The sequence below is a fragment of the Arthrobacter sp. FW306-07-I genome (assembly GCF_021800405.1).
GTDB lineage: Bacteria > Actinomycetota > Actinomycetes > Actinomycetales > Micrococcaceae > Arthrobacter.
The window spans coordinates 2812020-2826316 of sequence record NZ_CP084550.1 but is presented as its reverse complement, the minus strand read 5'-3'; the positions used below and the strand labels follow the sequence as shown (position 1 = coordinate 2826316).

Below are 14297 nucleotides of genomic sequence, written 5' to 3'. Positions count from 1 at the left end.
ACACCGACCAAGGAATGCCCATGAACCTGATTGATCAACCCTTGCCCCGTCCTCGGCACAGCCGAGGGCGGACCGCCGGACGCCGTTTGGGGGTCATCAGCGGTGTGCTCACCATTCTGCTGTCCGCGGGGATGGCCGTTGCGACGCCCGTCGCCTTCGCCGACGACCTCGAGGACCGCAAAGCTGCGCTCGAAGCAGAAGCCGCACGCGTGCAGGCTTCCCTCGAATTTGTCGATTCCCGGATTGCAAAGGCCGCCGGGGACCTGGTGATTTACCAGGGCCAGCTTCCGGGTGCCCAGCAGGCGCTGCTCGACGCGCAGGGTCGCGTGGCCAGCGCGGTGAAGGAATCGGAGGCACTGGCCGCGCGTGTGGACATGGCCCAGCAGAACAAGGCGAAGATCACCCAGCAGCTTGAAACGGACAAGCAGAAGATCGCCGATACCAAGAAACTGATCGGCCAGATTGCCACGCAAGCCTACAAATCCGGCGGCGTTCCCTCCAACCTGTCGCTGTTCTTCGGCTCCAACAGCGGCAGCAGCCTGACTGAAACCATGGACCTGGCTGACCAGGCCATGCGCAGCCAGAACGCGGCCATGGACAAGCTCAACCAGCAGAACGCCACCAACGTAAACTCTGAAGCCCGCCTTCAGGCCGTGGAAGTGGAAATCAAGGACCTCAAGGCGAAAGCCGACGCCGCTCTGGAACGGGAAAAGGCGGCGCGTGACGAAGCTGCGGCGAAGAAGGCGCAGGTAGACCAACTGATTGCGGATACCACGCGCCTTGACGCTGAGCTCCAGGCCGCCAAGCCCGGAATTCAGGCCAAACTTGCCGGTGTCCAAGCCAACCAGAACCAAGTTGCCAACGAAATCGCAGAACGTGACCGAAAAGCCCGGGAGGCGTGGGAAGCGGAGCAGCGCCGGCAGGCAGAGGCTGCTGCTGCAGCTGCCGCCGCTGCAGCAGCCGCAGCCGCGGCAGCGAACCGCCCGGCGCCGCCCGTTCAGCCGTATGTACCGCCCGCGGTAGGGTCGCCGTCGGCCTTTGGCCTCCGCCACCCGTTCGACGGCAGCATCCCCATCACCTCAGGCTTTGGCTACCGCACAACTCCGCCGGGAACGATCGACTTCTACGGCACCGGCGGCTATATGCACACGGGAATCGACTTCGGTGCCGCCTGTGGCACCCCTGTGTACGCGGCGGCGGCCGGGGAAGTCTTTAGCTCCGGCTGGAACTCCGCCGACGGTGGCGGGTGGCGCGTCAAGATTGATCATGGCCTGGTGCAGGGGAACACCCTGACCACCATCTATTACCACAACTCCAGCATCGTCGTCTCGAATGGGCAGCGCGTCTCCCAAGGCCAGCTCATTGCCTACTCCGGCAGCACCGGTAACTCCACCGGCTGCCACGCCCACTTCGAAACATGGCTCAACGGCAAGGCTGTAGATCCCATGGGACTGCTGTAGGGGAGAACACCCCTGCCGTAGACTGGGATAGCTCTGCGCCGCCAGGCGGGGAGCTGCCAACTTGAACTTGAGGAGTTTTCCCGTGCCTAAAGAAAGTGGCCGTAAGGTGGTGGCCACCAACCGCAAGGCCCGGCACGATTACCATGTGCTGGACACCTACGAGGCCGGCATCGCGTTGATGGGCACCGAAGTGAAGTCCCTGCGCGAGGGCCATGCCTCCATGGTGGACGGATTCTGCACGTTCTATAACGACGAGCTGTGGATGGAAGCCATCCACATTCCGGAGTACAACCAGGGCAGCTGGACCAATCACGCTGCACGCCGCCGCCGTAAGCTGCTGCTGCACCGCGAGGAGCTCATCAAGATCTCCCGCAAGGTCCAGGAAGCCGGCTACACCATCGTTCCGCTGCAGCTCTACTTTGTGGACGGCCGCGCCAAGGTGGAAATCGCCGTGGCCCGCGGTAAACGCGAGTACGACAAGCGGCAGACGCTGCGGGAGCAGCAGGACAACCGCGAGGCGCAGCGTGAGATGCGCGAACGCAACCGTCGCCGGTAGGAATTATTTCGCCGGGGTATGCGTTAGTATGGATAGTCCGGCAGGCTTGCCAGCCGGTTTGGTAACAAAATACGGGGATGATCGGTTTCGACGGTGTTAGTCGCGACAGGTGAAGCGGGCCGAGGATGCAGAATTATCTCGTAAACGCTTTCTGCAAACCAATAAGTGCCGAATCTAAGCGCACTGACTTCGCTCTCGCTGCCTAAGCAGTAAGACAGTCCGTCAGCCCGGGGTTGCTATCGCCCCGGATCCTGGCGTCATTTAGATAGCCACTGCTGTTTGCTCCCGTCATCGGAGTAAACGGGACTTTTAGATGACTGGGCCCGGATCAGCCAGCTGTTTGCAGCATGGCTGGGGCCGAGAAAATCCGACGCAAACTGCGCCCGGAGAAGCCCTGACAACACGACATCGGACGGGGGTTCAATTCCCCCCATCTCCACCCAATGGTGACTCGAGCCATCCTTCACGGATGAGTCGAGTCATCGGTAGCACCCCGGTCTTCGGACCGGGGTGTTTTTCTTTGCCCTGTTTTTCTGGGCTGGCGGTTCCTTGGCGGGGTCGATGGTGAGTTCGCGGATGATCCCGCCGGTGGTGGCGTCGCTGATGGTGACGTCGTTGTGGACGAGCATCAGGACATGTTTGCGGGCGTCGGCGCAACCGATGCCGATGTGGTGAGCACCCCGGTCAACTGGCCGGGGTGCCGTAGGAGGACCTATTGCTGGGCCTCGTTAAACCTCTGAGCCAGCACGGGCACGAGGGAGCGGATGTAGCTGCGTGCCGCATGGTCATAATCGGCGTAAACCTGGAGGCCACCTATCACTGCATAGCAGCTGCGGTCGTCACAGAACTGATCGGACAGGTCGAGGACTTTCACATTAGGTTTGCCGATGCGGTGGGCGGCATCAGCGACAGGGTCCGGCAGCAAAGCCTCGGCCCGCGCGTTTGCACAGCTAATCGGGTGTTGCTGGTTGAGCGCGACGCAGTCCGGGCTGCTGTGCCGCAGGGTCAGCGGGGGATCCCGGAAGACGAAGACCCGTGAACCGGCGTCGGTCCATTCTCTGAATCGCTTGGTTACCGCATCGTTGTACTGGTCCAGCTGGGAGCGGCCGGTGCCGTCATCTATGCTTTCGCCGGCTCCAAATGATGAAACGAAAACCATGTCGGGCTTTTCCCGGACAATTCGGTCCGTTACCTGCTGACTCCACGACAAGCATCGCAGTTGCGAGTGAGGATCGGTGGCTGGGTCTCCCATGAAGGCGACTCGCTTTACATCCACAAATGGACAGCCGCCGACCATGGACTCCTTTAGCTTCCACTTGTGAAGCTTTGCAAGCTCGTATAACGCGCCTTTCCATTGCTCCGCGTGCGAGTCACCGATCAGCCATACGGTTGCTGCGGATTGCGCGCCCCCGGTGAAATCGCAGTCCGTCAGGATCTTCTGGTCTTCGAAGACTATGGGGTCAGCTGCAGGGTGACATTCGGGAGCGTCAAAACGTGGTGCTTCATTCGGACCCACATTTGCGACTTGGGCAGCCCCGAACGGATCGCTGCAATTGTTTTTCGGGTCCAGGCTGCGCGCCCCGTAACAGGGCCCTCCGGAGAGTGACTGAAGCTTCGCAGTTTCGGCTTCCTGGGCCTTGCCAAAGCTCAGCAGGAGGCCGCCGCCAAGGGCGCAGACAAATGCCATAGTCGCTGCCATATATCGGACGACGTGAACTGGTTTGGCCGCGCGCAGGAGTTTAGTGCGGCCCGGGTCTTCAACAAGTTTCTTGGAAACATAGGCCAGCGCAATGGCGAGGACCAGTACAAGTATTTTGTCCTTGGTCCACAGGGAGTGGCCCAAAAGTGCCGGGGCCAAAACGATCAATGGCCAGTGCCACAGATACAGGGAATAGGACACGTCACCCACCAGCTGGATGGGCTTGACGGCGAAAATCCGGTTAGGGGACCAGAACGGGCTGTTGGGTCCGGAGGCGATCACGAGCGCAGTGCCGACGACGGGGACTGCCGCAGCGATACCAGGGAAATACGTCTGCTCGTTGTAGGAAAACGCGGAATACGCTATCAAACAGTATCCGAGCCATTGTGCCGCGCCGGACACAGACAGGTGATAACTCGGCAGCCGCAGACGTAAAGCCGCCAATGATTGGGGGCCACCGATCGCAATCAGGGCTCCCGCGCCGAACTCCCATACACGGGCAGGCGTGACAAAGTAGGCCGGGCTCTTGTTTGTGTAGGTGAACCAGATACAAAAGGCCCAGGCCAGGGCGCTGACGACAGTAACACCCAGCGCGAGAAACACCCGCCGGCGGACACGGAGCCGGGCCGCAGCCAAGAACAGCCCAAGAAGGAGCAGCGGCCAGAGCAGATAGAACTGCTCCTCCACTGACAAGGACCAAAAGTGCTGTACGGTCGACGCGACTTCGTTATGCGCAGAGTAATCCACGGACTTGGCCGCCAGGACCCAGTTTTCAACGTAGAGAACGGACGCCATTGTTTCCTGTGCGATTGAGACCCAGCGCGAGAAAGGCAGCAGGGCCCACGCGGCCAATAGCGAGATTACGGCGACAAGGGTTGCGGCCGGAAGCAATCTCCTGATCCGCCGTGAATAGAACTTCCCGAGGTCGATCCGGTTCGAGCGCTCCAGTTCCCCAAGCAAGTGCTTGGTAATCAGGTATCCCGAAATCACGAAGAAGACGTCGACGCCGACATAACCACCTGGAAGCCTTAGTGGCCACAGGTGATTGAGCACCACGAGTCCGACGGCCAAGGCGCGAAGGGCCTGAATGTCCTTGCGGGTAGCGCTGGCCGCTTCTGTCCGCCGCACGTCAGCCCTGGATAGCAAGACCTGTCCGGTCACACGTACTCCTCAATTTTTCTGTCAAGTGAATGCAAGCCCTGCCCCCTCGACGCCGACACCTGTTTACGACCGGTGCTCGTTTCACGCGCGACGTGCAGTCGATAAAGCCAAGAAAAGGGCCCGATTTTGACCAGGTAAGGGGAGAGAATTACCCGGTTGTACTTTAGCACCGGGCATGGCGCGAATTGCTGCTGGATATATGCACCGGGAGTCCGCGCCGAAATGTGGCCTGCACCCGGGCCGGGCCGAAATGCTCTGGTACTCCGGGCCGCCGCCCCGCTATCTTCGGAGCATGCACAACGACGCGCTGCAAACGCCTACCGAAGTCCTCGACGCAGGAACGTGCTGGGACCTCCTCCGAGGCGTGTCCGTCGGGCACCTGGCCGTACTGGTGGACGGGTATCCGGAAGTCTTCCCGGTCAATTACAAGGTGGATCAACAGTCAGTTGTTTTCCGCACCGGGGAAGGTGCCAAACTGCGCGCAGCCGGGGGACCGCTAGCCGTCGCGCTTGAAGCCGACGGCCATGACGCATCCAGGGCATGGAGCGTGCTGGTCAAGGGCAGAGCGGTCACCCTGGAGCCCTCAGAGGAACTCCTGGCAGGGGCCGGGCTGACACTTTTCCCTTGGCAGGCTGGCGAAAAGGATCACTTCGTCCGAATCGTCCCCACCTCCGTCAGCGGACGGCGCTTCACCATCACATCCCCGCTTACGTGGTGGAACCATGTGGGACACGCGGCACGCAGGGACACTGCTTAGTCGGCGCCGGGCCCATCGGCCCTTTCCGGAACCCGGGCTTGCTGGTACCACTTACCTATGATCGGGTCGCCCACCGCCGCTGCCGCCAAACCACCATTCGACGCCGTCATTTTCGACCTCGACGGGGTGGTCACCAACACGGCGCTGGTCCACCAGGCAGCATGGAAAGACGCGTTTGAGCGGATCCTGCATGACCCCAGGGTTCCGGCGGACGCCAACCGTGCCCCCCTCAGCAGGGCTGACTACCTCACCTTCATTGACGGGATGCCGCGTGAGGAAGGGGTGGTGCGGTTCCTCGCCGCCCGCGGAGTCAAGGTTGAAAAGGGGAAAGAGACCGACGCGGCCGGAGCCTGGACCGGATTCGGCCTGGGGGCCTGGAAGAACGAATACTTCCTGCAGCACCTCCGCGATGACGGCGTCCAGAGCTACCCCGGAACACTGGAACTGCTGCAACGGCTTGCGGGCGCGGCGGTGCCAACCGCCGTGGTCACCTCAAGCCGGAACGCCTCGCTGGTCCTGCAAGCGGCAGGCATCCATGATTTGTTCCAGGCAGTGATGGACGGAACGACGGCGGCCGGGCTGGGTCTGCGCGGAAAGCCGGCACCGGACGTTTTTCTTGAGGCCGCATCACGGCTGGGGGTGGCTCCGGCACACGCCGTGGTGGTGGAGGATTCGGCGGCGGGGGTCGAGACCGGCCGGCGCGGCGGTTTCGGCCTCGTGGTGGGAATCGACCGCACCGGGAACCGCCGCCAGCTCGAAGCGGCCGGTGCCGGAATCGTCCTCAACGACGTGGGAGAGCTGGACCTGGGACAAGTCATCGGCAACGCATGGCACCTCGTCTACGAAGGTTTCGACGCCGCGCACGAGGGGCACCGGGAAGCGCTGACCACGCTGGGCAACGGTTACATGGGCGTGCGGGGAGCGGCACCCGAGGGCGGACCCTTCAGCTACGCGGGCATGTATCTTGCGGGCGTGTACAACCGGGTCCTCGCCAAGGCCGCCGGCGAGACGCTGCTGGAAGAACACATGGTTAACGCACCCGATTGCCTGCCGCTTGACTTGCGCTTGTCCGGCCAGCCGTGGTGGTCGGAAGGCGGAATGACCGTCATCCGCGAGCGCCGTGTCCTGGACCTTAGAAAGGCGTTGCTCGAACGGAGGCTGCTGTTGGAGGGCGCAGACCACCGGTGCCTGGAAGTGGTGCAGACCCGCTTTGCATCCATGGCAGAACCCCACCTGCTTGTCCTTGAAACGGTGATTACTGCGCTGGGCTGGAGAGGTGACGTGGAAGTCCGCAGCGGCATAAATGCCGCCGTGCGCAACGCCAACCTGCCTGAACACGCCCAGGGTTCCGACATCCATCTCGCTGACATGACTGCCCCGCGCGGCTCCAGCCTGGAGCTGCCTTCCGACGGAACCTCCGTCGTCGAAGTGGAAACCACGCAAAGCCTGATCCGCATCGCCGCAGCCTATCGGACATCCCTGTCCCAGGCGGCGAAAGGAAGCGAGGGCGGCAGGAAAGGCGCGTTCCATTTCCATACCCTGCTGCTTTCCCTTGAGGCAGGCGCGACGGCGCGGATCACCAAGACAGTGGCCGTGGTGACGTCCCGCGACCGTGCCATCTCCTCCCCGGCGACTGAGGCCAGGGCCGTGCTCGGGCGCGCAGGCGGTGACTATGATGCGTTGCTGGCGGCGCACGAGGATGCCTGGCGGCGCGAAGTCCGGCCGTTTTTGGTGGACATCGATGCTCCGGTCCAGGTGAAACTGGTTCTTAACCTGCACATCTTCCATTTGTTGCAGACATTGACCCACCACACGGCCGAACTCGACGCCGGCGTCACCGCGCGCGGCCTGCATGGCGAAGGCTACCGCGGCCACGTCTTTTGGGATGAGCTGTTCGTCCTGCCGGTGCTCACCTCAAGGACGCCCGACATTGCCCGCTCCGTGCTCGATTACCGGTGGCGGCGGCTTCCCGCTGCCCGGCATGCTGCAGTGATGGCGGGACTGGAAGGAGCCAAGTTCCCATGGCAGAGCGGCAGTGATGGGACCGAGGAGACGCCAAAATGGCTGTACAACGAAAGGTCCGGAAGGTGGGTGAAGGACCACTCGCATCTGCAGGTCCACTCGGGGCTGGCCGTTGCCTTCAACGCCTGGCAGTACTTCCAGGCCACTGGGAACAAGATTTGGCTCCTCCAAAAGGGGGCCGAGCTGGTGATCGAGGTTGCCAGGTTCTTCCGATCCCTGGCCTGCTACGACGAGCAGGGCGGCCGGTACCACCTGCGCGGCGTGGTGGGACCGGACGAATACCACACGGGGTACCCTGGCCGGGACAAACCAGGCCTGGACGATAATGCCTACACCAACGTCATGGCCGCGTGGGTCTGCGCCCAGGCGGCGGGCATCCTGTCCTTCCTCCATGGCAGCGAGCGTGCCGGGCTCATGGAACGCCTCGGTGTCACCGATGAGGAAACAGCCGGGTGGGCGCACATGGGAAGCGCGATGTACGTCCCCTTTCACAGTGACGGCGTCATCAGCCAGTTCGAAGGCTACGGGGATCTGAAGGAGCTTGATTGGGAGCATTACCGGGACGAGTACGGTGACATTGAACGCCTGGACCTGATCCTGGAAGCCGAGAACGACGCGACCAACTGCTACAAACTGGCAAAACAGGCGGATGTCCTGATGCTGCCGTACCTGCTGGGCCACGAAGGACTGGTCAGCATGCTTCAGCGGCTGCATTACGGGTTCGGGCAGGAACAACTCAACCGGACCATTGAGTACTACCTCGCCAGGACGGCCCATGGCTCCACGCTAAGCAGGGTTGCACACGCATCCGTCCTGGCAGGGCTGGACGCGGACAGGGCCTGGGACAGCTTCCGGGAAGCGCTCGACGCCGATTTGGACGACACCCAGCACGGCACCACCCGCGCGGGGATCCATTTAGGCGCAATGGGCGGCACGATCGACGTGGTGCAGCGCAGCTTCGCGGGCCTGCGGTTCAGCGGGGAGACCATCGTGTTCGCCCCCAACCTGCCCACGGGTCTTCGCGGCGTGGCCTTCGAAGTCCTGTACCGGGGGCACCGGCTTCGGGTGCATCTCAAGGATGGGCGGATGAGCATCGCCTCCGCCCCTGGCGACGCCGGCCCCATCAAGGTGCATGTGTACGGCACCGACGTTGTCCTGCCTCCCGGCCGGACCCGGCACTTCCCGTTGCCTGCCCGGGCCCCCGGACTGGCGGCGTCGTGAAACGGCTGGGAATCCTCACCAGTGGTGGTGACTGCCCGGGGGTCAATGCGGTCATCCGCGGAGCCGTACTGGGCGGGGACGTGGCGCACGGATACGAATTCCTGGGGTTCAGGGACGGATGGCGGGGTGTCCTTGAACAGGACGCCGTTCCTTTGCCCCGGACGAGCGTCCGTGGGATCTCGCGCCTGGGCGGAACCATCCTGGGCACGTCGCGAACCAACCCGCTGGTAGGGAAGGGAATCGATGGCGTGCGGAGCTGTTTTCGGCGCAACGGCCTGGAAGGCCTGATCGCCATCGGGGGAGAGGGGACGCTGGCGGCCGCCCGGGAACTGTGCGCGCAGGACATCAACGTGGTGGGGGTGCCCAAGACCATCGACAACGACCTTGGCGCTACGGACTACACCTTTGGCTTTGACACCGCAGTCCAGACTGCCACGGAAGCCATGGACCGCCTGCGGACCACAGGCGAATCCCATCACCGCTGCATGGTGGCGGAAGTCATGGGCCGCAACGCAGGGTGGATAGCCCTGCATTCCGGGATGGCCTCCGGCGCGCACGCCATCCTCATACCGGAGCATCCCGTATCCCTGGACCAGGTCTGTTCATGGGTGGTATCCGCCCGCGACCGCGGCAGGGCTCCCCTTGTGGTGGTGGCCGAAGCCTTCGCACCCGAGGGGCACCCTGCGCCTTACGCCCCCCGCGGCCTGGATACTTTCGGCAGGCCACGACTGGGAGGCATCGGGCTGCTGCTTGAAGGGGAACTACAGATGAGGACCGGCATCGAAACCCGGGCCACGGTCCTGGGCCACATTCAGCGCGGCGGCGAGCCAACGGCCTTCGACCGTGTCCTTGCCACCCGCCTGGGCCTGGCCGCGGTCGAATCCGCAGCAGCGGGACGGTGGGGCACCATGGTGTCGCTGCGTGGCACGGACATCGTGAATGTCGGCCTGGACGAGGCGCTGGGACAACTGAAAGTGGTGCCCGAGGCGCGCTACAAGGAGGCCGCCGTCCTGTTCGGCTGAGGTGGCGCAGTGACGGGAATCGGGCGGCCTGCAGAAACTATTGCACAGCCTGTTCGGGGCGGACCCGCAGGACCGCCGACCCGGTTATCCTGTCCGCCGCCAGGTCTTCCAGGGCCTTATCGGCAGCGGCAAACGGGTACACCGTGGTGGTGAGGGCCAGGGAAAGCCGGGCTGCGAGGGTCAGGAACTCCTGCCCGTCCCTCCTGGTGTTGGCTGTCACGCTGCGCACCTGCCGTTCAAAAAAGAGCTCCCTGGCGTAATCCAGGGCCGGGATGTCGCTCAGGTGGATGCCCGCGATTGTCAGCGTCCCGCCGCGGTCGAGGGCACGCAGGGCGACGGGAACGAGGTCACCTGCCGGTGCAAACAGGATGGCGGAATCGAGCGGTACCGGCGGTTCGGCGTACGCGTCCCCTGCATACTCCGCTCCCAGGTCCAACGCCAGTGACCGTGCGCCCGGGGACCGGGTCATGACGAACACAGAGGCGCCCTGTTTGAGTGCCAGTTGCGCGGTGATGTGGGCTGAACTGCCGAAGCCGTAGATGCCCAGGCGCCCGCCGACCGGCAGGGCTGCGCGTTTCAGGGCGCGGTACCCGATAATTCCGGAACACAGCAACGGCGCAGCTTGTTCGTCGGTAAATGAGGCAGGCAGAGGGTAGGCAAAGTCCTCCGCTACCGTCAGGTGCTCTGCGTAGCCCCCATCCCTGTCCCAGCCGGTAAAGACGGGTGACGAGCAAAGGTTCTCTTCACTTCGGCGGCAGTAGGGGCACCGGCCGCAGGTCCCGCCGAGCCACGCCACGCCAACCCTGTCACCTACTGTGAACCGCGTGCAATCCGCCCCCGTTTCAATGACGACGCCGACTGCTTCGTGGCCTGGCACCACGTGCGGATGCCGCGGCGCCAGGTCTCCTTCAGCGAGGTGGAGGTCTGTCCGGCAGACGCCGCAAACGCTCACTTCCACCAGAAGTTCGCCGGCGGCAGGTCTGGGGGTGGGCCGCTCACCCAGCAGCAGTGGATGGGTGGATATGGGCCCCGGCTGGTTCACCCACCATGCCCGCACAGCGTTCTCCTGTCCGTTGTCCTGCCGGCGTCTCCTGCCCGGCGGCCGCCTATTCGAAGCCGGCGCGGGTTGCGTCGTCCAGCGGGGTTTGCCACAGCAGCGGCGCGTTTACTGTAAAACGCCTCCCCGTGATGGACTCCGGCGTGATGCGGATGAAGTGCTCCTGCCCTACGCCCTGCCAGGGAAACAGGGCACGGCGGATGTCGTCGAGGTCGGGGCCCGTGGGCGTGGTCTCCTGTGCCTTGCCCTTGATAACGACGCTCCAGGCAAGGCCGAACTGCGGGCTGACAGCATCGGCTTCCAGTGCAACCGCGGCATCCGACTGGATTGCCTGCTGCTTGGTGCCGCTGCCGGTGCGGAACACCAGCGTTTGGCCGTCCACCTTGTAGTTGACGGGGAAGACGTCGGGGTGGCCGTCGGCGATGACGGCGAGCCGCCCCACCCCGGTTTGGGAGAGGAGTGTCCAGCATTCCGCCGTGTCAAGGATTTCCGGCGCCGGTACGTTCGTGTTGTCAGTCATAGGCCACAGCGTAGGCAACTCTCCTGCTTGCGGAAAGGGCATAAAGGCCTGGCATGGAAGGAAGGACCTATGGCCCTTGGAGGCCGGCCAGGGCGAATGCGACGCTGTGGGAGAGCCCCGGGAACCTGACTCTTCCTGCGAAAGGTGGCCATGCTGACGCATCTGTTCCTCAACCGCCTGCTGTGGGCTGTTGCCGGACTGCTGGCGCTGGGCGCTGCAGCAACAGGAATATTGCGAATGGAAATCTATGACGGCGTGGTCGCCCCAAGGCTTGTGCCCGGGGCGTACTCCCAGGACCTGCTCTCCCTGGGGGCGGGGCTCGGTCTGCTGTACCTGGCGTATGCAGCCGGGCCGCAAAGGACCAAGCACCAAATTGTGGCCCTTGGGCTCCTCGGCTACCTCTTCTACGCCTACGGAATCTACGTCATCGAGCGGACTTACAACGGCTTGTACCTGCTGTACATGGCCGTCTTCGCACTGTCTTTTTGGGCGCTGGCCACGGCGGGAGCCAGCCTGGACCGCGCAAACCCGTCGGTATCCCTGCCCCGCGCGGTGAGGATTACGTCGGCTTCGGGTGCCATTCTTCAGCCCCTGATTTTCTATCCCCTCTGGATCGGGATGCTCCTGCCCCTCATGGCGACGGGCGATCAAATCGACTCCCTCTACTCAATCTTCATCCTGGACCTTTGCTTCATCATGCCCGGGTTCCTGATCCTGTCCTTCCTGGCATACCGGAACCACCGGACAGGGTTGCTGCTCCTGCCGGCCCTGCAGGTCCTGGGCTTCACGCTCATCTTCTCCCTGGCGGTGGGCGAACTGGTCAAGCCCCTGTTCGGGGCAGCACCGGACGGGGCCGCACTCCTGCAGGCGCTTGCACTCTCGGCGCTGTTCCTGGTGCTGGCAACCGTGCACCTGGCCAAACTCCGGACCGTATGGACGCCGGGGAAACGCCTTCCGGGCCGCAAGCCCGGCGAAACGCATCCCGCCGAAAGCCAACACACACAAACGCCACCCGCCTCAACGCAGCCACCGCATGGCCAGCCATCCCAAACCGGCAGGCGGCCGCAAAGCCGGCCCTCACATTAAGGAATTAGCCCATGAAAGCCCTCGTCTACGGCGGACCCGGCGAAAAGTCCTGGACCGACGTCCCGGATCCCCGCATCCAGCAACCCGGCGATGCCATCGTTAGAGTCGATACCACCACCATCTGCGGTACCGACCTGCACATCCTCAAAGGTGACGTACCCGCCGTGCAGAAGGGCCGGATCCTGGGCCACGAGGGAGTGGGGACCGTCGTGGAAACCGGCCCCTCCGTGACGGGCCTGAAAGCCAACGATCGCGTCATCATCTCGTGCATCAAGTCCTGCGGCCACTGCATCAACTGCAGGACAGGCCTGTACTCGCACTGCCTGGGAGCAGAAGGCCAGCAAGGCACCGGATGGATCTTTGGCCACCTGATCGACGGTACCCAGGCCGAGTACGTCCGCGTGCCCTACGCCGAGAACTCGCTGCACCTGTTGCCTCCCGGCGTCAGCGACGAACAAGCAGTCATGCTCTCGGACATCCTTCCCACCGGATTCGAAATAGGTGTCCAGTACGGCCGGGTCAAGCCCGGGGACAGCGTGGCTGTGGTGGGTGCAGGGCCGGTGGGCCTGGCGGCGATCACCACGGCAGGACTGTATGGCGCCGCCACCGTGGTGGCCATTGACCTGGACGCCAACCGCCTCCACAAAGCAAAGGAGTTCGGGGCGACGGACACGGTCCTCTCCGGCAGCGCTGATTGGAAGGAACAGGTCCTTGCCCTCACAGGCGGCTACGGCGTCGACGTGGCCATCGAAGCGGTGGGCGTGCCCGCAACGTTCGCTATGTGCACCGAGATTGTCCGGCCGGGCGGTTCGGTGGCCAACGTGGGCGTGCACGGAAAACCGGTGGAACTGCACCTCGAAGATCTTTGGATCCAGAACATCAACATCAGCATGGGCCTGGTGAATACCAACACCACGCCCATGCTGCTCAAGCTGGTATCACAGGGAAAGATCCGTGCGGAAAAGTTCGCCACCCATCATTTTGGCTTCGATCAGTTCCTCGATGCCTACGACACCTTCTCCCGCGCTGCCGAAACCAAAGCGCTCAAAGTGGTCCTCAAGCCCTGAAGCGTCCAGCTAAACGGGAGAATCCGGTCCAAAGCGGGCCGTACCGAAAGCCAGTTCCTACAACCAGTCGGCGGAAAAATCCACTGGAGGCCACCACCGCGTCCGTGACCTTACCGCGAACGTGCGCCCGGTGAGGTCCGTGGGCGTGAGGGCCACCAGGTGGTCCTTGATACCGGGCTGCCACGGTTCCCGGTCGGCGTCACCGTCCGGCAGGGACATCCGGGTTTCGTCGAAGGGTTCCGGCCTGCCCTTCGCCACCACGCTCCAGACTTCCGTGGCATACGGATTGAGCCCGTCCACCTCGAAGGCGGCAACTGCACCGCTGAGCAGCGCGCGGAGCTTCGTGCCCGGCGCGGTGCGGAAGACCAGCGTTTCCCCAGTCACGGAGAAATTCACGGGAAAGATCTCCGGAACGTCACCGTTGATGACCGCCAGCCTGCCGATGTAGGACGACCGAAGATACTTCCAGCACTCATCGGCGGGCAGGATTTCGGTTTGAGATCCTGCAGGGGAATCAGTCATGGTACCGATCCTAGGGCCTGGACAGCAGCCGCGCACGGGTGGCGGTTTCACCCAAGGCGTAGCGAAGCCGGGACTGGAGATGCCCCGGCCGTCGTTTTCTTCTATAAGGCCCCAACAGGGCAAACCACCGCCACAAGCGTATAGAAC

Annotated in this window: 11 protein-coding genes, 1 other RNA gene and 1 pseudogene; 8 read left to right on the top strand and 5 right to left on the bottom strand. The window is 63.5% G+C overall.

Annotated features, from left to right (window positions below):
- The first annotated feature begins 20 nt into the window (after nt 1-20).
- The 3 genes from LFT46_RS13075 to ssrA all read left to right on the top strand — a co-directional run bounded on the left by LFT46_RS13075 (nt 21) and on the right by ssrA (nt 2458).
- On the top strand, nt 21-1460 hold the full coding sequence (locus tag LFT46_RS13075; protein ID WP_236798862.1) for a M23 family metallopeptidase: 1440 nt from the start codon (nt 21-23) through the stop codon (nt 1458-1460).
- 82 nt (nt 1461-1542) lie between these two features.
- The gene (gene smpB, locus LFT46_RS13070; RefSeq protein WP_043453530.1) at nt 1543-2016 is read left to right on the top strand and encodes an SsrA-binding protein SmpB; all 474 of its coding nucleotides are present in this window, start codon (nt 1543-1545) and stop codon (nt 2014-2016) included.
- Nucleotides 2017-2089: 73 nt separating this feature from the next.
- Nucleotides 2090-2458, top strand: a transfer-messenger RNA (tmRNA) gene (gene ssrA / locus LFT46_RS13065).
- A 21-nt stretch (nt 2459-2479) separates the two neighbouring features.
- Here ssrA and LFT46_RS13060 read toward each other — a convergent pair.
- Nucleotides 2480-2687, bottom strand: a pseudogene (locus LFT46_RS13060) (IS481 family transposase); the annotation flags it as partial.
- Between the two features lie 41 nt (nt 2688-2728).
- Nucleotides 2729-4876 carry an acyltransferase family protein gene (locus LFT46_RS13055; RefSeq protein WP_236820036.1) on the bottom strand — a complete coding sequence of 716 codons (2148 nt, stop codon included), beginning with the start codon at nt 4874-4876 and terminating at the stop codon, nt 2729-2731.
- A gap of 292 nt (nt 4877-5168) precedes the next feature.
- Between LFT46_RS13055 and LFT46_RS13050 the strand changes: the two genes are divergently transcribed.
- Genes LFT46_RS13050 through LFT46_RS13040 form a run of 3 tightly spaced genes read left to right on the top strand, consistent with a single transcriptional unit; the run spans nt 5169 to nt 9898 of the window.
- Complete coding sequence (locus LFT46_RS13050) at nt 5169-5633, top strand: pyridoxamine 5'-phosphate oxidase family protein (protein WP_236798859.1); 465 nt, start codon at nt 5169-5171, stop codon at nt 5631-5633.
- A gap of 57 nt (nt 5634-5690) precedes the next feature.
- Nucleotides 5691-8876, top strand: coding sequence for an HAD-IA family hydrolase (locus tag LFT46_RS13045; RefSeq protein WP_236820034.1), 3186 nt, complete (start codon nt 5691-5693; stop codon nt 8874-8876).
- A complete protein-coding gene (locus tag LFT46_RS13040; protein WP_236798857.1) occupies nt 8873-9898 on the top strand; it encodes an ATP-dependent 6-phosphofructokinase in 1026 nt (341 codons plus the stop codon). The genes LFT46_RS13045 and LFT46_RS13040 overlap by 4 nt, the downstream gene beginning before the upstream one ends.
- Before the next feature lie 37 nt (nt 9899-9935).
- Here the strand turns inward: LFT46_RS13040 and LFT46_RS13035 are convergent, their stop codons facing one another.
- On the bottom strand, nt 9936-10955 hold the full coding sequence (locus tag LFT46_RS13035; RefSeq protein ID WP_236798856.1) for a zinc-dependent alcohol dehydrogenase family protein: 1020 nt from the start codon (nt 10953-10955) through the stop codon (nt 9936-9938).
- A gap of 49 nt (nt 10956-11004) precedes the next feature.
- Complete coding sequence (locus tag LFT46_RS13030) at nt 11005-11475, bottom strand: pyridoxamine 5'-phosphate oxidase family protein (RefSeq protein ID WP_236798855.1); 471 nt, start codon at nt 11473-11475, stop codon at nt 11005-11007.
- A gap of 150 nt (nt 11476-11625) precedes the next feature.
- On the opposite strand from LFT46_RS13030, the gene LFT46_RS13025 reads away from it, so the two are divergent.
- Both LFT46_RS13025 and LFT46_RS13020 read left to right on the top strand, forming a co-directional pair.
- Entirely contained in the window at nt 11626-12561 is a 936-nt protein-coding gene (locus tag LFT46_RS13025; protein ID WP_236820032.1) for a hypothetical protein, read from the top strand.
- 11 nt (nt 12562-12572) lie between these two features.
- Nucleotides 12573-13628: a zinc-dependent alcohol dehydrogenase family protein gene (locus tag LFT46_RS13020; protein WP_236798852.1), complete on the top strand. Its 1056-nt coding sequence runs from the start codon at nt 12573-12575 to the stop codon at nt 13626-13628.
- Between the two features lie 57 nt (nt 13629-13685).
- Here LFT46_RS13020 and LFT46_RS13015 read toward each other — a convergent pair whose 3' ends face one another.
- Entirely contained in the window at nt 13686-14150 is a 465-nt protein-coding gene (locus tag LFT46_RS13015) for a pyridoxamine 5'-phosphate oxidase family protein (protein ID WP_236798851.1), read from the bottom strand.
- Between the last annotated feature and the right edge of the window lie 147 nt (nt 14151-14297).